The sequence below is a fragment of the Thauera mechernichensis genome (assembly GCF_029588855.1).
GTDB classification, from domain to species: Bacteria; Pseudomonadota; Gammaproteobacteria; order Burkholderiales; family Rhodocyclaceae; genus Thauera; species Thauera mechernichensis.
On sequence record NZ_JARQZE010000001.1, the window covers coordinates 460,826 to 480,172 of the forward strand.

Here is a 19,347-nt window from a genome sequence, read left to right on the forward strand (position 1 = left end):
CCTGCGGAGCCGTTCATGCACACCGAAGCACCATCGCACCCTGCACCTCGATCCATTCGTATTTCCCGTCGCCGCGCACTGCAGGCGCTCACGGCTGGCATCGCCGGCACCGCGCTGCCACGCTGGGCCCTGGCCGCACCGGAAGGCGCCCGCGCGGTCGTGGGTGCAGCCTGGCGTGGGCCGCGCGCGGACGACCAGAACTTCGCCGGCACCCTGGTTGCGGACTGGGAAGCACGCACGCTCGGTTTCGGCTACAAGCTGGCTCTGCCGAGCCGGCCACACGGCCTGATGGCGGAGCCCGACGGCGGACTGCTGGTCTGCAGCGCACGCCCCGGCACCTGGCTGCTACGCTGCGACGCACAGGGCAATGTCGTCCAGCAGCTCGACGTTCAGAAAGAAGGCATGTGCCGCCTTGGCGGCCATGTCATCGTCTCGGCCAACGGCGAACACCTGTACACCACCGAAACCGACTTCAGCAGCGGCAAGGGCAAGATTGGCGTGCGCGACCGCCGCAGCCTGCGCAAGCTTGCAGAATGGGACACCCATGGCCTCGACCCGCACCAGTTGCTGCTCGACGCCCAGGGTCACCTCTTCGTCGCCAATGGCGGCATCCCGCGCAGCTTGGAGGACAAGAAGTTCGATATCCATCGCATGGACGCGTCGCTGGTGCGCATCGACACTGCCAACGGTGCCCTGCTCGGCCAGTGGCGTGTCGACGACCCGCGGCTTAGCCTGCGTCACATGGCGTGGAGCCGACCGCCGCAGGAAGGCGACGCCCTGCTCGGGATCGCAATGCAGGCTGAGCACGACCTCGAGGCCGACCGCCGTCGCGCGCCAATCCTGGCCGTGTTCGATGGCGAGCACCTGAGCATCCCCACCCAGGAGAACGATGGTATCGGCTACGCCGGCGACATCGCCCCGGCACTCCATGACGGTTTCGCACTCTCCAGCCACCAGGCCGACGTGACCAACCTGTGGCATCCCGGGCTGCCCGAGCGCATGCGACCCATCGTACAGCTCAAGGCATCCTACGCCCTCAGCGGCTGGCATGGCCCCGCCGACGGCGGAGGCGTCCTGGTGTCGACCGCCTACGGACTGGCCCGCTGGCACCCGAGCGCACAAGCAAATCTGCTGCCCTGGCCCGAACCAATGGCACTGGACAACCACTGGATCCTGCTCTCGGAGGCCTGACGACGGCAGGTGGCGGGCGAGCCCTGCTCAAGGGCAGGGCAAAGCAGTAACAACTTGATTCTTACAAATGATATCAGTTATCATTATCGATTACATGTAGCCAGCCACCTGTGCACCCCCTTGAGGCCGTGCGCGCAGGAAGCCAGCCAAGCCTCCTGCATGCAACCCACTCAAAGGAATTCACCTCGATGGCCTACGCCAACAATCAGCGCGCGCGCATTCCAGCGCTGCGCCCATGTTCAGCCGCATTACTGCTCGCCTTGTCCCTCCCGACTGCTGCTCAGGAGGCACGCCAACTCGGCGCAGTGGTCGTTTCTGCCTCCGGCTTCGAGCAGGAGGTGCGAACAGCCCCCGCATCCATCTCGGTCGTGACGCGCGAGACCCTGGAAAGCAAGCAATTCCGTGACCTGGCCGAAGCCCTGAGCGATATCGAAGGGGTCGACGTCCGCGGCGCAACGGGCAAGACCGGCGGCCTGAACATCAGCATTCGCGGCTTGCCCTCGGAGTACACCCTCATCCTGATCGATGGTCGGCGCCAGAGCGTGGCCGCTGACGTCGCACCCAACGGCTTCGGCGATGCGCTTACCAGCTTCATGCCACCACTCTCCGCCATCGAACGCATCGAGGTGATCCGTGGCCCCATGGCAACCCTTTACGGCGCCGATGCCATGGGCGGTGTCGTCAACATCATCACCCGCAAGGTTGCTCAGACCTGGAACGGTACCGTGGGCGTGGAGATGGGGCTGCCGCAGGACGGTGGCGACTCCGACGCCCAGCGCCTGAACATCTACGCCAATGGCCCCATCCAGCACGATGTGCTGGGTGTGGCAGTGCGTGGCAGCATCTACCGCCGGGGAGAGGCCGAAAGGTTGCGTCCCGCAGCCGCTCTGGGCGCCGCGGGTGGTCGCGACCCGGCAACGCCGCAGAGCCGACAGTACAACCTCGGGGCCCGCTTCATGCTTACCCCAGACAAGGACAACGACATCTGGCTGGACCTGGAGCAGAACCGGACCTGGTACAACAACGATGACTGCCGTCTCGGCCGTCTCGACCGCCTCAACTGCGCCACAGGAGCGACCGTCGCGCAGTCCTTCGGCTACCGTGACTACCTCCGCTTCAATCAGGATCAGATCGCGATCGGCCACACCAGCCGGCTGGATTTCGGCGTACTTGAATCCAGTTTGACGCGCACCGTCGTGGAGACCCAAGGACGTACCATCCCGACCGACGCACGAAGTGCAGGCAGTCCCGACATCGGCAAGGATCGCAAACTCGAAACCACGAACACCTTGTTCGATACCAAGCTGGTGACCGCACTCGGCGAGGCCAACGTACTGACTGTTGGCGGGCAGTGGTGGAAGGCCGAGCTCGAGGACGGATTGCTCCGCAAACGCCACGACCAGACCATGTGGTCGCTGTTTGCGGAAGACGAATGGAGCATCACCCAGTCGCTGGTGGCGACCTTTGGCCTGCGTCACGATGACCACGAACGTTTCGGCAACCAGTTGAGCCCACGCGCCTATCTCGTATGGACCGCCAGCGACAGCTGGACGGTCAAGGGTGGGGTCAGCACCGGTTTCAAGGCGCCCAACGTGAACCAGCTCATCGATGGCGTCAATGGCATCAGCGGCCAGGGCCTGACCATCAATATCGGCAACCCGAACCTCCAGCCGGAGAAGAGCGTCAGCACGGAAGTCGGTTTCCTGTATGACAATCGGCACGGCAGCAGTGCCGGCATCACCGTGTTCAGGAACGACATCCGCGACAAGATCGTCAGCGGCGCCGGTGACTGCGCCATCGACCCCATTTCCAGTTGCGCAGCCAACCCAACCGCAACCTACGCCCTCAACCAGGACAAGGCGAAGACATGGGGCGTCGAGCTCAACGGCCGCATTGCGCTGGCAGCGCGATGGGCACTCAGCATGAACTACACCTGGACAGACAGCGAGCTGATCCAGGACGGAGAGAAGGTCGGCAAGCTCAGCGACACGGCCGAACACATGGCAAACACCCAGCTGCAATGGTCCGCCACGGACAAGCTCAACCTTTGGCTGCGTGGCGAGTACCGAGGCAAGAGCCGCCGCTTCGACAAGGATCCGCGCTTCCTGACCGGCAACTCACTGCGTGAATACGCGGTGACGGGCGAGTACATCAAGGACTACACCCTGTTCCATCTGGGCGGCAGCTACAAGTACTCGAAGGGTGTGACGCTCAACGCCAACATCTTCAACCTGTTCGACAAGGACTTCCGCAACACCCAGGTCTACACAAACACGGCCGGCAACCCCGTCGTGACGGGGGACTACTTCAGCTCCATGCAGGCAACCAAGGGTACCGTGCCGAGCGGAAGGACGCTGTGGGTCTCCGCGACCATCGACTTCTGAGTCCGCAGCACCACGGGAGAGGCGCAACACCGCCTCTCCCGCTCACGGCAACGCCAATGCACGACACAACCGCAACAGCCCATCCGTCTAGGTCGTCGCCAGCCCAGCGTCGAGCGTGGTGGCTACGCGCCCTCCACCAGTGGCACTGGATCAGCTCCGCCGTTTCCCTGTTCGGGATGCTGATGTTTGCCATCACCGGCATCACGCTCAACCATGCCGGCGCGATAGAGTCGAAGCCACGCATCGAGACGCGGGTGGAGGCCATGCCCACGGCACTGGTCGAAACCTTGCGACTGGTCGCCGCCAATCCGCCGTCCGCAGGGCAGTCGCTGCCGGCGGATGCAGTGGCCTGGGTCGGACACGCACTCGACGTGCGTCTGCCCAGCGGCGCAGCCGAGTGGTCCGAGGGGGAGATTTATCTCGCCCTGCCCCGCCCCGGTGGCGATGCCTGGTTGCGCCTGGACCTCGAGGCCGGCGAGGCCGAGTACGAACTTACCGATCGCGGCTGGATCGCCTGGCTCAACGACCTTCACAAGGGTCGCAACACGGGCGAAGCCTGGCGCTGGTTCATCGACATCTTCGCTGTGGCCTGCGTGCTGTTCTCGCTCACCGGACTGCTGATCCTGCAAGCGCATGCAGCCAACCGGCCGGCGGTGTGGCCAACGGTCGGTTTCGGCGTGGTGCTGCCCGTACTGCTGGCCCTGTTGTTCATTCATTGACCTGCCCAACCTACTGGAGCTGAAATGCACAAGCCCCTGATCATGGCCGCTGCCCTCGCCTTCGGCACCGGCCTGGCCACTTTCGCAACTGCTGGGGGAATCGACGTCGAGATCGAACTGCCGCGCATCGATGTGTCGGACTACCGCCGTCCCTACGTCGCCGCCTGGATCGAGCGCCCGGACAATAGCGTCGCCGCCAATCTAGCCGTCTGGTACGACGTCAAGATGCGCAACGGCGAAGGCGCGAAATGGCTCAAGGACATGCGGCTGTGGTGGCGGCGCAGCGGCCGCGAGCTCGAAGTGCCGATCGACGGCATCACCAGCGCCACGCGCCAGCCGGGCAAGCACACCCTGAGCTTCACCACTGGCCAAGAACCTCTGGGCACGCTTGCGGCAGGCGATTACCGCCTGGTGGTGGAAGCATCGCGCGAACACGGCGGCCGAGAAGTGATCACGCTGCCACTGACATGGCCACCCACTGTAGCCACTCGCACCGAAGCGCACGGCGAGCATGAGATCACGTCGGTCGTAGTGCAGCTCAAGCCCTGAGCACCTTGCCCCCGCGCCACCAACCCATGCATAACGTCACGAGGCCCCTGATGTCACTCAAGAACGCCCTCCGCCACCGACTCGCACGCCTGAGTCTGTCGCTCGCAGTCCTGCCGGCCACCCTGAGCGCACCGCTTGCGCATGCGCACGAGGCCTGGCTGCTGCCCTCTTCAACGGTACTGTCGAGCACGGGCTACGTCACGATCGACGGCGCGGTCTCCAACGACCTGTTCTTTTTCAACTACCGTCCGATGATGGTCCGCGACAACCTCGTCATCAGCGCACCGGACGGCAGCACCGTGCAGCCGGAGAACCTCCTTCAGGGCCAGTTGCGTACCGTTTTCGACGCCAACCTGCAGGCCGCTGGCACCTATCGTATCGCACTGGTCAATGCGAGCCTCATGGCGAGCTGGAAAGAAAATGGTGAGACCAAGCGCTGGCGCGGCAGTCACGAGGATCTGGCTGCCAGCGTTCCGGCCAATGCCGAAGAGCTTGTCATCCGCGAGGGCAACAGCCGCATCGAGACCTTCATCACGGTGGGACGTCCAAGCGAGCTCAAGCCAAGCGGACGCGGTCTCGAGTTGCTGCCCGTGACCCACCCGAATGATCTCTATGCCGGCGACCCGGCAACGCTCGCTTTCGTCATCGACGGTAAGCCTGCAGCGAACATCGAGGTCGAGATCATGGCCGGCAGCACGCGCTATCGCGACCAGCTGGAAAAACAGAAGCTGGTGACCGATGCACAAGGCAGGATCACTCACACCTGGCCTGCACCGGGAATGTATTACCTGAAGACGACGGTCGACGGCCAAAGCGATACCATGCAGAACACCGAGCGACGCCTTTCCTACGTTGCGACACTGGAAGTGCTCGCGCAATGAAGCTTGGCACGAGCCCGGTTCGGCAACTCACGAGCGGACTGCACAAGGGATGATCGCGCTCGAGCTGCCCCGCCTAGGCGCCGCAGCTGGGGTCCTTGCCGCATATGCGGTGCTCTGCCTGCAAAGCTGGCGTCAGTATCGCCGGCTTGCAGGCAGAACAGTAACGGCCACAGCTGCCGATGGCGTGCTTATCGCCTACGCCAGCCAAAGCGGCTTTGCTGCCGAACTTGCCGACGAGGCCGTTCAGGCACTGGGTAGCGCGGGGGCGCAGGCGACCTTGCTCGCGCTGGACCAGATCGACGAACGTCTGCTCGAGTCCTTTTCATCGGCCCTGTTCATCGTCAGCACCTGCGGCGAGGGTGATGCGCCCGACAACGCTGCCCGCTTCGCCGACACCCTGATGCGCGAGACCGCCGGGGACGAAACGGCAGAACTCCCGCTTGACCTGCAGTATGGCCTGCTGGCACTGGGCGATCGCAGCTACAACCACTATTGCGGCTTCGGCCGCAGGCTCGACGCTTGGCTGGAAAGCCGTGGCGCTCGGCGTATCTTTCCGCGTATCGAGGTGGATCGCGCCAACACAGAGGCGCTGCGGGCCTGGCGCCATCAGCTGGCGGCCTTTGTCGGCATTGCCGAACTGGATGCGCTCCGGTTGCCGGCAACCCGCCCCTGGCGGATCCGTCGCAGCACGCTGCTCAATCCGGGAAGTGCGGGGGCCGCCGTCCATCATGTCGAACTCGAGGCGCTCGCCGACGATGCAAGCGCCGAGGCACCGAACTGGGAGGCCGGCGACTTGCTGCAGCTCTACCCAGCTGATGGCGATGCTTACCCGCGAGACTACTCGATCGCCTCCCTGCCGGAGGATGGGGCTGTACATCTGCTCGTGCGCCGCGTGATCGGCGCCGACTCGAAGCCGGGCGTCATGTCCTCGCGCCTCACAGCACCGGACGCGGTCGGCACGATGGTACGCGGACGCATCCGCAGCCATCAGAACTTCCGCATCGGTGACAACAGCTCACGCCCACTGCTACTGATTGGCAACGGCACTGGACTTGCGGGACTGCTAGCCCACCTGCGCCAGCGCGCACGCAACGGCGACGGCCGCAATTGGCTGGTCTTCGGCGAACGCAACGCCGCCTGCGACGACTTTCACGGTTCCGAACTCGACGATCTACAGGGCCGCGACCTGCTCGCGCGTTGCGATCGCGTGTTTTCGCGCGACCTGCCGGCACGCGAATACGTGCAGGACCGGCTATTGCGTGCTGCGGACACGGTACGCGAATGGGTGAGTGGCGGCGCCGCGATCTACGTCTGCGGCAACGCGGTGGGCATGGGCCCGGCCGTGGATGAGGCCCTGCGGACAATCCTCGGCGCCGACACCATCGCGCAACTGGCCCTCGAGGGCCGCTACCGCCGCGACATTTACTGATGCCGCATCAAGGCATCGCCCCGCCTTCCTTCTTCATCAACCCCGTTCTGGAAACACCAAGCATGATCAAGCAAACACTGGCCTCAATCACCCTCGGCGCCCTGACCGTTGTCTCATCCGCTGCCCTCGCCAATGACGCTGCGCCGGCGAACAGGGTCTCGCACTATCAGGCGCAACAGGCCGAATCCATCGCACAGACCATGGCCAACCTGCGCGAAGCCAATGCAAAGCTCAGAGCACTGCTGGCCGGCGAGGTCGGCGAATACGACATTCACGATATCCACAGCCTTAGCTACACACTTGAGGATTCGCTGGCGCGTATCGCCGAAGAGGTCAAGCAATTACACAACACCGTCGCTGACATGCACTTCGCGAGCGAGGGGCTCAAGCGCGATGCGGTCATCGACTTCGGCACGGCATATCTGGAAGGGATCGACAAGATCGTCTCACCCTGATCATCACGTTTGACGAACAACGAGTCTCGCGCAAAGCTGCAAGCACCCCCCTCTTCAGTTGAGGACGGTGCTTGGCGCAAAGCTACTTCACGACCTTGCGCGAAGTCTCCAGGTAGGCCTTGCCATGCTTGATGACGCCCTCGCGGTCGAGCTTCTCGGACGCCTGATGCACTTCCTCGAGCGTCTCGGCAAGCTTGCCCATCTCCTCGTTCATCTTGGCAAGCGCAGTCTCCAGCGTATAGGTCAGCTGGTGCACGTCGGCCATGTCGCCGTCGCTGACGGCGCCGTCGAGGATGGCCTGCAGCTTGGTGTTGTATTCCGAAAAGTTCGCGACTGCCTGGTCAAGGGTCTCTGACGGCTTGGCTTCGAAGTGTGCGTACTTCTCCCCCGGGCCGGATGCCCACGCCGGGGTCGCCAGCGTACCGAGGGTGAGAACAGCAGCGAGGATCATTTTTTTCATGGTGTTGCCCTTCTGAGTAAATGCACTCTTCGCGTGGCCATGGCTACGCGAAGACGTTCGAACGGATTTCACTTGCCCTTGCGAGGGCAGCCTTTGCAGGGCTTGTCTTTCCTGCAGCACTTCTTGCTCATGAAATACTCCGTGGTGTCAGCTTGTCGCCGTGCGGGCCATTATTGCAGGTGTCCCGGACACTCGGCTGCGCTCCACGACTCGCCCAGCACCTCATAGGCGCGCCAGTCGGACACCAGCCTTGCGGCGCACTCGCGCACGCTTTCGGGCATGCGCGTGTCGCCACCGATGAGCGCCAGGTGTGCGGCGATGGCACGCGCCACTGCGGGCGAGCGCCGCGCCGGGAAACGCGACAGCAACTGCAGGACCGCGGCGAGCGCGAGGTCGGGCGAGTGACCGTAATCCGGCCCCTCTGCACACCCGGTGTGCGCCAAGGGTTCCGCGGCACGGCGCTCGGGAGTCACAGGCGCACCGCGTAGTATTCGACGACTTGCTGCACCTCGACCGGGAACGGCACCTCGTCGGCCGAAGGCGTCCGCATGACCTGCGCGCTCAGCGAGGCCTCGTCGAACGCCAGCCATTCGGGACGGCTGAGCGCCGGCTCGGCGAGCGCCTCGACGACCACCGGAATCTTGCGTGCACGCTCGGTGAGCGTGATGCGGTCACCCGGACGAATGCGGATCGACGGGATGTTCACCAACCGGCCATTGAGCAGGACATGCTTGTGCCGCACCAGCTGCCGAGCGGCGACGGCGGTCGGCGCAAAGCCGGCGCGGAACACGAAATTATCCAGGCGGCGCTCGAGCAGTTCGAGCAGCTTCTCGCCCGTGGGCGCCTTGTCGCGCTTGGCTTCACGGAACAGGCGCTGGATCTGGCGCTCGCCCAGGCCATAGTTGAAACGCAGCTTCTGCTTCTCGATCAGTTGCGAGCCGAACTCCGACTTGCGCTTTGGGCGCTGGCCGTGCTGGCCTGGCGGGTAGTTGCGTTCCCCCAGCGGCTTGCGCGACAGGCCGGGAAGCTCGCAGCCCAGTGCGCGCATCACCTTCAGGCGGGGGCCGGTATAACGTGACAAGTCGTTCTCCTTCTGTTGTTCCGTGAGTCTGTGCAGCACGCCTCAGGCGTGCGAAAAGTGCGATTGAGGCAGCTTCGAAATCGAGACCGCGTCGCGTGCGACTGCGCTGGAACGCAGCGCTCGGGGCGGCTGGCTGTTCGCGATGGCCTGTTCGAGTTGTTCGCATGAGCGGTTCAGCTCCTGGTCGATCGGACGCGCGTCGAGCTCGCGCAGCAACATGCCCGCCTCGTGCGCCGCACGAGGACAGCCACTGTCCAGGTAGCGGGCCACGTGTGAGATGAGGCCGGAGATCAGCCTGAGCTGTTCGGTCGAGACCTGAAGAGACATGACGAACTCCTTTCTGAGAACAGTTCTCATTATTATTACTATCCGCAGAAAGTCAAGCCTTTCTTGCCCTTGATGGACTACTCCGGAACATAGACGAAGGAGCCATCCTTCATGCGGTAGGCGACCCCAGCCTTGGCGCCCTCTCCCGAGCCGATCTCGCCACTGGCCTGGTAATGCTCGATGACCTCGCCCTTCTTGACGATCATCTCCATGTTCGGCTGCCCGGGGTTCCTGATGATGGTGACGTCATCGGTTGTGAAAGGGTTCATCGGGTTGCTTGCGATCGCCAGCAACAGCGCGGCGATGATCACCAGGAACACGTCGATCAGATTGACCACCGACAGGATGGGGTCGTCGGCCTCGAGGTCGTCCATCAGGCGCAGGCTCATTGCACACCCTCCGCGGCCAGCGGGGCGAGCGGATCATCGTATGGCGCACCGCCCTGTTCGTGCGCAGCAGCGCGGCAGCCCCGCTTCTCGATATCGGCCAGCTCGGTCGCCAGCCAGCGGCGGCGCACGCTGACGACCCAGTAGGTAATCGCAGAGGCGATCAGCGCGAGGATCACCGCTGAGAAGGCGATCATCAGGTTGCGGCTGACCTCCTGGAGTTGCCCATCGGAGAGTGCCATCAAGGCCGGCCCCATGGGGATCATGGTTGCGACCAGGCCGAGCATCGGCCCGACGCGGGTGGCGATGCGCAGGGTCTCGAGCCGGTGCACGGCGATTGCTTCCAGATCGGTCACCCCCAGGCTGGGATCCAGGCGCAGCGCGGCATGGAGTTCCTGCGCACGCGGGTCGCCGCGACGGCGCTGGCGCGCCTGCATGAGGAAGCGGCCGAGGGCGTGGAAGGCGTAGAAGAACAGCACGGTCACGAGCAGCAGCACAGGCAGCATGAAGAGCTGACTGAGTCCGTACATGGCGGTTTCGATCAGTTGGGAAAGGGACATGTGTCCTCCTTGGAAGGTGAATGGGTTGGTGGTAGTGGTCGTGAATGTGCCGGGGCAGTGGCTGCTACCACTTGCCCTCCAGGGTCAGCAGCCAGGTCCTGTCGCCGCCATCACGGCCGGCCAGCTGCCAGCGACGGTCGTCATCGCGCGCCACACGTGCATGGCGATCGCGCGCACCGAGCAGGTTCTCCCCGGCCAGGCGCAGATCAACCCCAGGAGCGAGCTGCCGGGTGACATGGACGTCGATACGCGTGCCACTGCGGTTCGTCCCCTGCAGTTCGCTGGCCCGCGCCGTGCGTACCGTCCCCGTGTGGCGGAGTTGGACGCCATAGCGCAGGGCCGCACCCGAAGGCGCGTGTTCATAGCCAAGGCTGGAGACATGGCGGGGCGTGTCATTGGCGATACGCCGGACGCCCAGCCGGGCGTCGTCGACCTCGGCCCGCGGCAGGGTAAGGGTTGCGCGCAGGCTGCCGCCGGCCGGCAAGGTGCCAGCGAGGGCGGCGCTGTCCAGGCGCACGCTGAGCTCGACGCCCCAATGGCGCGCATCGCCAACGTTGGCGGGGCGCTCGACCCAGCGTCCAGCCTCGTCGGCCAGCGTGCGCTCGATGAAGTCCGCAGTGCGACGGAAGTAGGCGTTGGCCCCAAGCACGCTGCGCTCGCCGCCGAGATAGCGCTCGACACCGATCTCGAAGCGCTGGATGCGCTCCGCAGCCAGGCCCGGCCGCCCGCCCAGGTCGGGTTCGAGTGGCGTATTGACGCCCGCACTGCGGGTGACGACCGGACTGAGCTCATCCAGCTTGGGCGCGCGCAAGCCACTTCCGACGCTGGTGCGCAGCACCCAGGCCGGCGCGAACGCCCAACGTAATGCGAGCGAGGGCGACACCGCCTCGGTATGCCGCTGCCCGCCGCCCGAACGCTGGCGCAGGCCGTCCACGCGCAGGCCGCTGGTGAGCGTAAACGTGTCGCCGTCGGCGCCGCCGAAGGTCCATTCGTCCTGGAACCAGGCCGCCGCGCTTGTTTCACGCAAGTCATGACGGCGCAGCGCTAACACCGTAGCCGATCCCGCCTCCTGTGCATCCTTCCGGCTGAGCACCGCGCCCTCAAGCGCCCAGGTCAGCAGGTGGGCCCCCACTGCCCTGTCGAGCCGGGCCGACCCGGTGAGTTCGCGCTCGCTGCGCTCGAGCGCCTCGACTGCGGCCGTGCCCACGGCAGGCAGGCGACGGGTGTCCGTCCGACGGTCGCCGTCCATCACCGCAAGCCGCAGCCCGAGCCGGCCATCGACGGACGCCAGCGGCATGCTGGCGTCGGCGCGCAGGCGCGCGATGCGCATGTCGCTGCGCTCGCGGTCGACGCGGGTATCGACGCCGCCGGCGCTGAGCTGCTGGCGCCGCCAGCCGTTGTTGAGATAGAGGCTTGGCCACACGGTCAGACGTCGTTCGCCGTCCTTCAAGGACAGGCGTGGCGACAGGATCAGTTCATCGACACGGTAGCTGCCCAGCGTCCGCTCATCGGCCACGACGCCGGCCGGATCGCCGCGCATGCGCTGCTGGTCGACCGGCATGCGGTGGCGGTTGAACGTCAGCGGCAGGGTCCACGCACGCTCGGCCACCCCGCCTTCGACGCTGCCGGTCAACTGCAGGTTGGGTTCGTCGCCGCGCAGGCCCACGGTGGCCTTCAGCGAGCGGCTCGGCTTGGCCTGCGGCGCACGCACGACAAGGTTCACCACCACCTCGGCGGTAACGCCGAACTCGGCCGAGCCGCCGCGCATCAGTTCGACCCGTTCGAGTTCGCCAGCGGGCAGCCGGCCGACCACGGTAAGCGCGTGCCGCCCGCTCGCCGTGGGGCGCTCGCCATTGACGAGGATGAGCACCGAATCACGCGCCATCCCGCGCGCCGAGGCCGAGGCGCCTTCCATGCCATCCGCACCGCGCTCCAGTCCGGGCAGCTTGCGCAACACCTCGGACACCGACAGCCCGCCCAGGCTGGCGATGTCCTCGCGGTCGAAGACCACTTTCTGGCCCGCCGCATAGCGCTGCTCGGCGACCGCATCGAGCACGGCCTCGACCTCGATCGCCTTCAGCTCGGTGTCCGCCAGGGCGCCCACCGGCAAGCCGGCGGCAAGCGCCGCAAGCAGCGACCCAAGGTGCGCACGCGCCCGCATCATGCGCGCGTACCGGGCATGACGCCCGGCTGCCGGCGCGACTGGCTCAGCGTACCCGCGAAGAAGGCGCCCAGGGTCAGCAGCGCAAGCAAAAGCTCCAGCCAGGGCGCCGGCATGTCGGCGGCCGCATCAGGTGCGACCTGCTCAAGCACCTGTCCGGTCACTTGCTGCGGCTCTGCCTCGGCCGCGGTCGGGGTCGGGGTCGGGGTCGGGGTCGTCGCCGCATCCTGCGCAGGTGCCGTGCTCGATTCCAGCCCGAAGCCGGCCGCGAGCGAGCGGGCATAGGCGTCCACCTTGCTGCTGACCGGCTGGTAGTCGAGTCGCTCGACCGCGTCGGCATAGATCTCGACGAGCCGCGTCAGCGTGGCCTCGTCGGTGCTCCAGTACTCCTTGCGCGCGGCCTCGAGCATGCGCTCTGCGATCTGGGCACGGGCGGTGGGGTTGTGGCGCTCGAACCACTCTTCCATGCCCAGCTCGAGCGAGTCCTCGACATAGACCTCGAAGAACTGCTGCCACTGGTCGTCGCGGACGATCTCAGGCGCCACGGCGGTCCAGCCCCAGAAGTTGTTGACCGTATCGACGACCGCCAGCGTGCCGGCATAACCCTCCTGCTGCATCGCCTCCACCCACTGCGGATGGAAGTAGCGCGCACGCAGCTCCGCCGCCAGGAAGCGCCCTGCGCCTTCGACCCGGGTCTTGCCCTGGTCGCGCAGGTTGCTGATATAGAGCCCGGGCGTGCGCCCGTCGAGGCGGCGGACGGCGAGGCCGATGCCGCCCAGGTACTGGAAGGGATCGTCGGTGGTGAGCATGCCGTAGAGGTTGGACGAGCGCGCGAGCACGGCCGCCTCGGTTCCCTTCAGGTGCTCGGCATAGAGGTTGAAGCCGCCCTTGCCTGCCGCACCGCCCTTGCCTGCCGCGCCGCCAGCCGCCTCCCGATTGCCGGGCGCACGCACGCGCTCGCCCCAGCGCGAGGGGTCCGGACCATAGGCGTACTGCATCCGCTCCAGATAGAGATCGGCAAGCTTGCCCTCGTCATCCCAGGTGTCGGATGCGAGCGTAGCGTCATCCAGGCCGGTGCCGTAGGCGCCGCTCTCGCTCGAGAAGATGCGCGTCAGCGCGTGCAGGCGCGCGTCCTCGGCGGTGAAGCCCTGCTCGATGAGGGAGCGCTCGATCTCCAGCGCGTTCGCGCGTACGGCGTTGTCGGGCTCGTCGAGCTCCGCCACGCGCTCGACCGCACGCGCGATGAGCGTCATGACGGTCGGGAAGTGATCGCGATAGAGGCCGGTGGCGGACACGACCACATCCACCCGCGCACGGCCGAGTTCCTCGCGCGGGATGACCTCCACGTCGCTGATGCGGCCGAAGCGGTCCCACACCGGGCGCACGCCGAGGGCGTGGAAGACCTGGGCCTCGAGCACGCCGAGGTGGCGCATCGCCTCGACCGACCAGAGCGAGAACGCCGCCTTGCGCAACGGCGTGCCGTGCTCCGCCCGGTGCGCTTCGAGCAGCTGGGCAAAGGCGTCAGCGCCGGCGAGCCAGGCCTGCTCGGTCGGGATGCGCGAGGGGTCGAAGCCGTAGAGGTTGCGCCCGGTGGGCAGGCTCTCGGGGTTCCTGATCGGGTCGCCGCCGTACTGGGTGTCGATGAAGCGGCCGTCGAGCGCCTTGAGCAGACCGGCGTGCTCGCCGGCTGCGGCAAGTGCGTCGAAGTAGGCGCGCCCCTCGCTCAGCAGCGGGGCTTCGTCCGCCGCAGGCTCGGTCGCGAACGCGCCGGCGAGCAGGCGGTAGGGGGCAGACTCGGGCAGCGCCTTGTAGTCCTCCACGAACAGCTCGTCCGGCTCGGCCAGGCCGAGGCTTGCGTACAGCCGTTCGCCGAGCATCTGCATCACCGTGCCGACGCGATGCTCGAAGCGCGGCGCCTCGCCGAAGGTGTGCAGGCCGAGCGGCTGTGCGGTCTGCGCCAGCGTGTGCAGCCAGTCGTGCAGCTCGCGCTCGAAGGAGCGAAAGTCTGCGCGTGCGCGCTCGACCGTCCAGCCGATGTCCTCGATCAGGGTCAGGCGTGCCGCCTCATCGACGATGGCGCCCATGGTGCGATCCTTGACTGCGCCGACGTCGAGCAGCTCGTACTCGTGCAGCAGGTCGTGCAGCGGCATCAGCTGCGCATGCAGACCGGCCGGTGCGAACGAGGGCGTCTGGTGGCTGATGATGGTCGCCCTGCCACGCCGCTTCGCCTGGGTGGCCTCGCCGATGTTGTCGACGATGTAGGGATAGATCACCGGCAGGTCGCCCAGCACCAGGTAGGGGTCGTCATGGATGGACAGGCCGCGCTCCTTGCCCGGCGTCCACTCCTGGCTGCCGTGGGTGCCGAAGTGGATCAGCGCGTCGGCATCGAAGGCGGTGCGCGCATAGAGGTAGGCGGCAAGGTAGAAGTGGGTCAGCGGCACCTTGGTGTCGTGGTAGATCGCCTTCTCGGGCGGCTCGTCGATGCGGCCGCGCGGCGGCTGCGGCATGATCACCAGGTTGCCAAGCTGCAGGCGCGGGATCGCGAAGCAGCGCGTGTCACCCGCACCGACCAGCATCGGGTCGTTCTCGGGCGGCCCCCAGTGCTTGTTGATGCGCTCGCGGACGTGCGCAGGCAGGCCATCGAACCAGGCAAGATAGTCGGCAAGGGGCAAGGCCGCCGCGAGGTTGTCGGCCAGCAGGGCGTCGAGCCTGCCCTCGCGGTAGAAAGGTGCGAGCAGACGGGCTGCGCTGTCGATGAGCGCTTGTTCCTCGGCGGGCGGCACGGTGTAGCCCGCGCCCTGCAGGGCCTCGGACAGGCGGGCGAGACTGCGCGGTACGTTCAGGAACGAGGCCGACAGGTTACGCTCGCCGAGCGGGTAGTTGTAGAACATCAGCGCCACACGCTTGTCCGCATTCGCCTTCGCGCGCAGGCGGGCAATGCGGTACGCCTTATCCACCAGGGCGTTCGCCTGCTCGGGGATCAGCACGGCACGCTCGTCCTCGATCGCGGCGACCATCAGCGGGTCGCTCAGGCCAGCCTGCTCCGGAATCGCGAGCAGGAAGGGCACGGCACCCCCGGGCACCCCTTCGGCACTCGCACGCCAGTGGGCGGCGTCGCCCTCGCGCCAGGTCATCGCCTGCAGCACCGGGACGTCCAGCCTGGCGTAGTCCTCGCGCCGGCTGCCCTGGTACATGACCTGGAAGTTGAGCAGCACATCCACCGCCGCTCGCCCTTCGTCCATGACGATGTCGAGCGCGCCGCTCGGCGCCGTCAGCGGGTGGTAGAACACCACCGGCAGCGCCCCCCGCGCTTCCAGCATGCGCACCAACTCGTCGATGTGCCCCATGCCCATGTTGCCGACATAGGCCTGGTGGACGACGATGCCGACCGCCGGGCTGCGCCGAGCGCGCTCTTCGCCCAGCCACTGGCGGTAGGCGGCAAGATCGCCGACCACGAGGTCGGGGTGATCCGGGTGGTAGATGCCGGTGTCCGGGAACACCACCGGGGCCGGCACCGCGACGGCGGTTTCGCCGAAGAGGTGATGGCGGACATGGGCGAAGAAGCCGGCAAAATTGCGCTGGCTGCCGTTGCGGTAATAGGCGTACAAGGCCTCGCCGGCCGCAGACTCCAACCCGCCGCCCACCTGTACGCCACGTGCCGACGACAGCATCCAGGGCACAGCGAGGCGTTCGAGCACGGGCACGACCTGTTCGCGCATGCGTCGGCCGTCCTCCTCGCGCGGCGCGTCCAGCACGGCCAGCCTCACGCCGCGCAGGGCAGCCTCGACCGCATCCGCGGCGTCACGGTCGACATTGACCACGGCAAGATCCACCCCGGCCGTGTTGGCCAGGGCGCGCAGCGCGACGAACTTGCCACCGAGCACGAAGTCGCTGCTGATCACGGCAACCCGCCCAGCACGGGGCTGCGGCTGGAGGGCGATCGCCAACGCGGCGGCAAGCACGAGCAGCACACAGACGAAGATTAGATGACGCCAGGGTGCACGGGCTGGCGCATGCGAGACGGATTCGACCGGAGTGGAGCTGTTCATGGAAGGTATCGTGGGTTCGACAAGCGCCCCGCAGGAACGCGGGACGCAACAACGGGCAGGCGGCGATCAGAACGCGCCGTGCAGCGTGACGCGCAGCGCGCGCGGGGTTTCCGAGTAGCTGAACAAACTGGACTTGTCGGCCAGGCGGACATTGGTGATGTTGTCGATGCCCGCCGTCACGCGCAGGTGCTTGTTGAACGCGTAGCCACCCTGCAGATGCAGCAGGTTGTAGGCTGGCGCCTTGCGCGCCGCCGAGGTGACATACTGACGGCCGGTGTGCTCCAGGCGGAGGGCTGCGCTCAAGGGCCCCTGCTTCCAGCCCAGACGGGCATTGAGCAAGTGGTCGGGCCGCGCATTGAGCGGCTTGCCCGAGGTCTTGTCCTCGGTGTCGAGCCATTGTCCGCTCAGGCGGGCATCGAAACCGCCGCCAAGATCCACGCGCAGTGCGGTCTCGACCCCCTGGATGCGGGCATCGTTGATGTTGTCGTAGATGTAGAAGGCCCGGGGGCCGACGCGCCGGATCTCGCGCGTGGTGATGAGATCGGTGACACTGTTGCGGAACGCGGTGAGCTCCCAGTCGATCGCACCCTTGGCGTACATGAGACCGAGCTCCCACGACTTGCTCGTCTCGGGCCGGATGTCACCGTTGCCGTAGAAGGTATGCGGTCCTTCGGCGCCCTCGTACGACGACGAGGCCTGCTTGAGCGTTGGCGCGCGGAAGCCTTCGCCGTAGCCGCCTCGCAGCGTCCAGGCATCGGTCGCATGCCAGACAAGGTAGGCGCGCGGACTGCTCTCGGCACCGAAGATCGAGTGTCGATCGCGACGGAAGCCGAGCGTGAGCGTGAGATCTGCAGCCAGTGCAATCTCATCCTGGATATAGAGCGCGCGAAAATCGGCGTCGTCCTTGCCACCGGCAAGGCCGGCGTTCTTCATCGTCTCGGTCCGGGTGTCGAAGCCCACCGTCAGGTACTGCATGCTGCCGAGCGCGAAGCCGACGCGCCCGTCCACACCGCGGTCGTCCATGCTCTGCGGGCGGGTGGGCGCCACGCCATTGGTGCGCCGGTTCGACACCGAGAAATCGGACTCCCAGGCGCGCAACTGGGTCTCCACACCCGACCAGTCGGCGCGCCAGGTCGCGATCGACTGCGAGCGATCGATGTCGTAGGTATCGCGGTAGTAGGTGCCGCTGCGGACCTGGTCGCGCTCACGCTCCTCGTTGCTGACGCGGTGCTCGAGGTCGAACGTGTGCGCGGCCAGCGGCTGCCAGGACAGCAGCAGATGCCCCGACTGCAGGTCGGTACCCTCGATCTCGGAGGTGCGCCGGTCTTCCTTGCGCTCGAGCGGCGAGCGCTGCAGCCGCGTGGCCGAGATCGCCATGCGCAAGGTGTCGGTCAGGCCACCGGAAAAATGGACACCGCCGCTGAGCGAATCACCCCCACCCGCACCCGCTACGCTGCGCCCGCCGAGGCGAACGCCGCCACGCCATTCGGCGTCGGGCCGGCGGGTAATCGTGTTGATGACGCCACCGAGTGCATCCGAGCCATAGAGCACGGACATCGGCCCTCGCACAACCTCGATGCGTTCGATGCTGTCGACAGGCGTCCAGTCATACTGGAAATCGGAATGTCCGACCCAGTCGTCGGTATTGATGACGCGCAGGCCATTGACGAGATAGAGGGTGTGCTTGCCGTCCATGCCGCGCAGGGACATCGTCTTGCGGCCAGCAACGCTTTGCCCGACGAGGCCGATTCCCGTCGTCTCGCGCACGGCCGCAAGCACATTGTCGGCCCCTGCGGCCTCGATTTCTTCGCGCTTGACCACCGCTGCCGCTGCGGGCACGTCGCGAACAGCCTGCTCGCGCTGAGTGGCGGTCACGAAGACCTCGTCGAGCCTCGAATCGGAAGCCGCCCCAGCCCAGGCCTGCGCGGCGGGCAGGACGGCGAGCGCCAGCATGATCCGTGACACACCGCCAAACGATGCGGACCGAAGCGTCGACTGAACGCCAGTGAAGGTAACCATCAAGCTCTCCAGGAAGGAAGATTTGGCTGGCTACCTATCCGTACAGGCGTTGGTTGCTGGCTGATATGCGAAAAAGGGACCGAACACTCCGCTTGGCTGCAGACAAGCACAGCACAAGCGGGCAAAATTGAGCTAGATCAAATCTAAGTAAGAATGATTTCTATTTGTAATTATTATACGCCGGCTTTGCCTCGAAATGAAAGCCGGCCCCGCAATCAGGAACACATCGGTATGAACCCACGGAAAACGCGCATTGCATCAAGCTCACCCGGTCGGCTGCGAATCCGGGACCTGGCCCTTCGCGACCGCGACCGGATCGCACAGTTCGAAGCGCAGCTACATCAGATCGACGGCATCCGGGAGATCGAGGCGAACGCAAGCGCCGGCAGCGTGGTGATCCGATACGATGGCGGCCGGATCGAGGCCGTCGAGTTCGAGCGCCGCGTCGATGCACTGGTCGACGCCGTGCTCGCCGCACCGCGCAGCCCGGGCCGCCGCAGCCTGCGCAGGCACGCGAACCGCATCGCCAAGGTCGGCATGCTGGGCAGCCTGGGGGCATCGCTTGCGCTCGCGGCCACCGGCAACAAGCGCTGGCACGCGCTCAGTGGCGGCGTGTTCGTAGCCTGTCTCGGCGTGCACATCGGGCTGCACCGCAAGGCCTTGCTGCGCTGACCGCCTTCCCGCGGCGATCAGGCA

At 66.2% G+C, this 19,347-nt stretch carries 17 protein-coding genes; 8 read left to right on the forward strand and 9 right to left on the reverse strand.

What is annotated here, in order from left to right:
- Positions 1–15: 15 nt before the first annotated feature.
- The 7 genes from P7F68_RS02230 to P7F68_RS02260 all read left to right on the forward strand — a co-directional run bounded on the left by P7F68_RS02230 (position 16) and on the right by P7F68_RS02260 (position 7,608).
- Positions 16–1,191, forward strand: coding sequence for a DUF1513 domain-containing protein (locus P7F68_RS02230; RefSeq protein WP_277830308.1), 1,176 nt, complete (start codon positions 16–18; stop codon positions 1,189–1,191).
- A 188-nt stretch (positions 1,192–1,379) separates the two neighbouring features.
- Positions 1,380–3,575 carry a TonB-dependent receptor domain-containing protein gene (locus P7F68_RS02235; RefSeq protein ID WP_277830310.1) on the forward strand — a complete coding sequence of 732 codons (2,196 nt, stop codon included), beginning with the start codon at positions 1,380–1,382 and terminating at the stop codon, positions 3,573–3,575.
- Positions 3,576–3,631: 56 nt separating this feature from the next.
- Positions 3,632–4,294, forward strand: a complete 663-nt coding sequence (locus tag P7F68_RS02240) for a PepSY-associated TM helix domain-containing protein (protein ID WP_277830312.1) — start codon at positions 3,632–3,634, stop codon at positions 4,292–4,294.
- A gap of 24 nt (positions 4,295–4,318) precedes the next feature.
- Positions 4,319–4,843: a DUF2271 domain-containing protein gene (locus tag P7F68_RS02245; protein WP_277830314.1), complete on the forward strand. Its 525-nt coding sequence runs from the start codon at positions 4,319–4,321 to the stop codon at positions 4,841–4,843.
- 50 nt (positions 4,844–4,893) lie between these two features.
- Positions 4,894–5,724 (forward strand): DUF4198 domain-containing protein, encoded by an 831-nt coding sequence (locus P7F68_RS02250; protein WP_277830316.1) that lies wholly within the window; start codon positions 4,894–4,896, stop codon positions 5,722–5,724.
- A 184-nt stretch (positions 5,725–5,908) separates the two neighbouring features.
- On the forward strand, positions 5,909–7,153 hold the full coding sequence (locus P7F68_RS02255) for a sulfite reductase subunit alpha (RefSeq protein ID WP_277830318.1): 1,245 nt from the start codon (positions 5,909–5,911) through the stop codon (positions 7,151–7,153).
- A gap of 62 nt (positions 7,154–7,215) precedes the next feature.
- A complete protein-coding gene (locus P7F68_RS02260; protein WP_051018824.1) occupies positions 7,216–7,608 on the forward strand; it encodes a DUF6746 family protein in 393 nt (130 codons plus the stop codon).
- A gap of 82 nt (positions 7,609–7,690) precedes the next feature.
- On the opposite strand, the gene P7F68_RS02265 is transcribed toward P7F68_RS02260, so the two are convergent.
- The 9 genes from P7F68_RS02265 to P7F68_RS02305 all read right to left on the reverse strand — a co-directional run bounded on the left by P7F68_RS02265 (position 7,691) and on the right by P7F68_RS02305 (position 18,651).
- Complete coding sequence (locus tag P7F68_RS02265; RefSeq protein ID WP_232433267.1) at positions 7,691–8,068, reverse strand: DUF6746 family protein; 378 nt, start codon at positions 8,066–8,068, stop codon at positions 7,691–7,693.
- Positions 8,069–8,238: 170 nt separating this feature from the next.
- Entirely contained in the window at positions 8,239–8,541 is a 303-nt protein-coding gene (locus tag P7F68_RS02270; RefSeq protein WP_002929632.1) for a hypothetical protein, read from the reverse strand.
- Positions 8,538–9,149: a 30S ribosomal protein S4 gene (gene rpsD, locus P7F68_RS02275; protein WP_002941680.1), complete on the reverse strand. Its 612-nt coding sequence runs from the start codon at positions 9,147–9,149 to the stop codon at positions 8,538–8,540. The genes P7F68_RS02270 and rpsD overlap by 4 nt, the downstream gene beginning before the upstream one ends.
- Positions 9,150–9,191: 42 nt before the next feature.
- Entirely contained in the window at positions 9,192–9,476 is a 285-nt protein-coding gene (locus P7F68_RS02280; protein WP_002929630.1) for a hypothetical protein, read from the reverse strand.
- 77 nt (positions 9,477–9,553) lie between these two features.
- Positions 9,554–9,865, reverse strand: a complete 312-nt coding sequence (locus tag P7F68_RS02285; protein WP_002929629.1) for a DUF2149 domain-containing protein — start codon at positions 9,863–9,865, stop codon at positions 9,554–9,556.
- Positions 9,862–10,422, reverse strand: coding sequence for a MotA/TolQ/ExbB proton channel family protein (locus tag P7F68_RS02290; RefSeq protein WP_002929626.1), 561 nt, complete (start codon positions 10,420–10,422; stop codon positions 9,862–9,864). The genes P7F68_RS02285 and P7F68_RS02290 overlap by 4 nt, the downstream gene beginning before the upstream one ends.
- Before the next feature lie 64 nt (positions 10,423–10,486).
- A complete protein-coding gene (locus P7F68_RS02295) occupies positions 10,487–12,586 on the reverse strand; it encodes a TonB-dependent receptor plug domain-containing protein (protein ID WP_277830327.1) in 2,100 nt (699 codons plus the stop codon).
- Positions 12,583–16,632, reverse strand: coding sequence for a cobaltochelatase subunit CobN (gene cobN, locus P7F68_RS02300; RefSeq protein ID WP_277830329.1), 4,050 nt, complete (start codon positions 16,630–16,632; stop codon positions 12,583–12,585). The genes P7F68_RS02295 and cobN overlap by 4 nt, the downstream gene beginning before the upstream one ends.
- A gap of 66 nt (positions 16,633–16,698) precedes the next feature.
- Positions 16,699–18,651: a TonB-dependent receptor plug domain-containing protein gene (locus P7F68_RS02305; RefSeq protein ID WP_277830332.1), complete on the reverse strand. Its 1,953-nt coding sequence runs from the start codon at positions 18,649–18,651 to the stop codon at positions 16,699–16,701.
- Positions 18,652–18,882: 231 nt separating this feature from the next.
- Here P7F68_RS02305 and P7F68_RS02310 point away from each other — a divergent pair, with 231 nt between their 5' ends.
- Positions 18,883–19,323 carry an HMA2 domain-containing protein gene (locus P7F68_RS02310; protein ID WP_277830333.1) on the forward strand — a complete coding sequence of 147 codons (441 nt, stop codon included), beginning with the start codon at positions 18,883–18,885 and terminating at the stop codon, positions 19,321–19,323.
- Positions 19,324–19,347: the final 24 nt, after the last annotated feature.

What these genes read in the sequence shown, in the direction of transcription:
- P7F68_RS02245 (WP_277830314.1), top strand. Translation starts at nt 4,319, where the DNA reads ATGCACAAGCCCCTGATCATGGCCGCTGCCCTCGCCTTCGGCACCGGC.
- P7F68_RS02280 (WP_002929630.1), bottom strand. Translation starts at nt 9,476, where the DNA reads ATGTCTCTTCAGGTCTCGACCGAACAGCTCAGGCTGATCTCCGGCCTC.
- cobN (WP_277830329.1), bottom strand. Translation starts at nt 16,632, where the DNA reads ATGAACAGCTCCACTCCGGTCGAATCCGTCTCGCATGCGCCAGCCCGT.
- P7F68_RS02290 (WP_002929626.1), bottom strand. Translation starts at nt 10,422, where the DNA reads ATGTCCCTTTCCCAACTGATCGAAACCGCCATGTACGGACTCAGTCAG.
- P7F68_RS02295 (WP_277830327.1), bottom strand. Translation starts at nt 12,586, where the DNA reads ATGATGCGGGCGCGTGCGCACCTTGGGTCGCTGCTTGCGGCGCTTGCC.
- P7F68_RS02260 (WP_051018824.1), top strand. Translation starts at nt 7,216, where the DNA reads ATGATCAAGCAAACACTGGCCTCAATCACCCTCGGCGCCCTGACCGTT.
- P7F68_RS02235 (WP_277830310.1), top strand. Translation starts at nt 1,380, where the DNA reads ATGGCCTACGCCAACAATCAGCGCGCGCGCATTCCAGCGCTGCGCCCA.
- P7F68_RS02305 (WP_277830332.1), bottom strand. Translation starts at nt 18,651, where the DNA reads ATGGTTACCTTCACTGGCGTTCAGTCGACGCTTCGGTCCGCATCGTTT.
- P7F68_RS02310 (WP_277830333.1), top strand. Translation starts at nt 18,883, where the DNA reads ATGAACCCACGGAAAACGCGCATTGCATCAAGCTCACCCGGTCGGCTG.
- P7F68_RS02265 (WP_232433267.1), bottom strand. Translation starts at nt 8,068, where the DNA reads ATGAAAAAAATGATCCTCGCTGCTGTTCTCACCCTCGGTACGCTGGCG.
- P7F68_RS02230 (WP_277830308.1), top strand. Translation starts at nt 16, where the DNA reads ATGCACACCGAAGCACCATCGCACCCTGCACCTCGATCCATTCGTATT.
- P7F68_RS02240 (WP_277830312.1), top strand. Translation starts at nt 3,632, where the DNA reads ATGCACGACACAACCGCAACAGCCCATCCGTCTAGGTCGTCGCCAGCC.
- P7F68_RS02250 (WP_277830316.1), top strand. Translation starts at nt 4,894, where the DNA reads ATGTCACTCAAGAACGCCCTCCGCCACCGACTCGCACGCCTGAGTCTG.
- P7F68_RS02285 (WP_002929629.1), bottom strand. Translation starts at nt 9,865, where the DNA reads ATGAGCCTGCGCCTGATGGACGACCTCGAGGCCGACGACCCCATCCTG.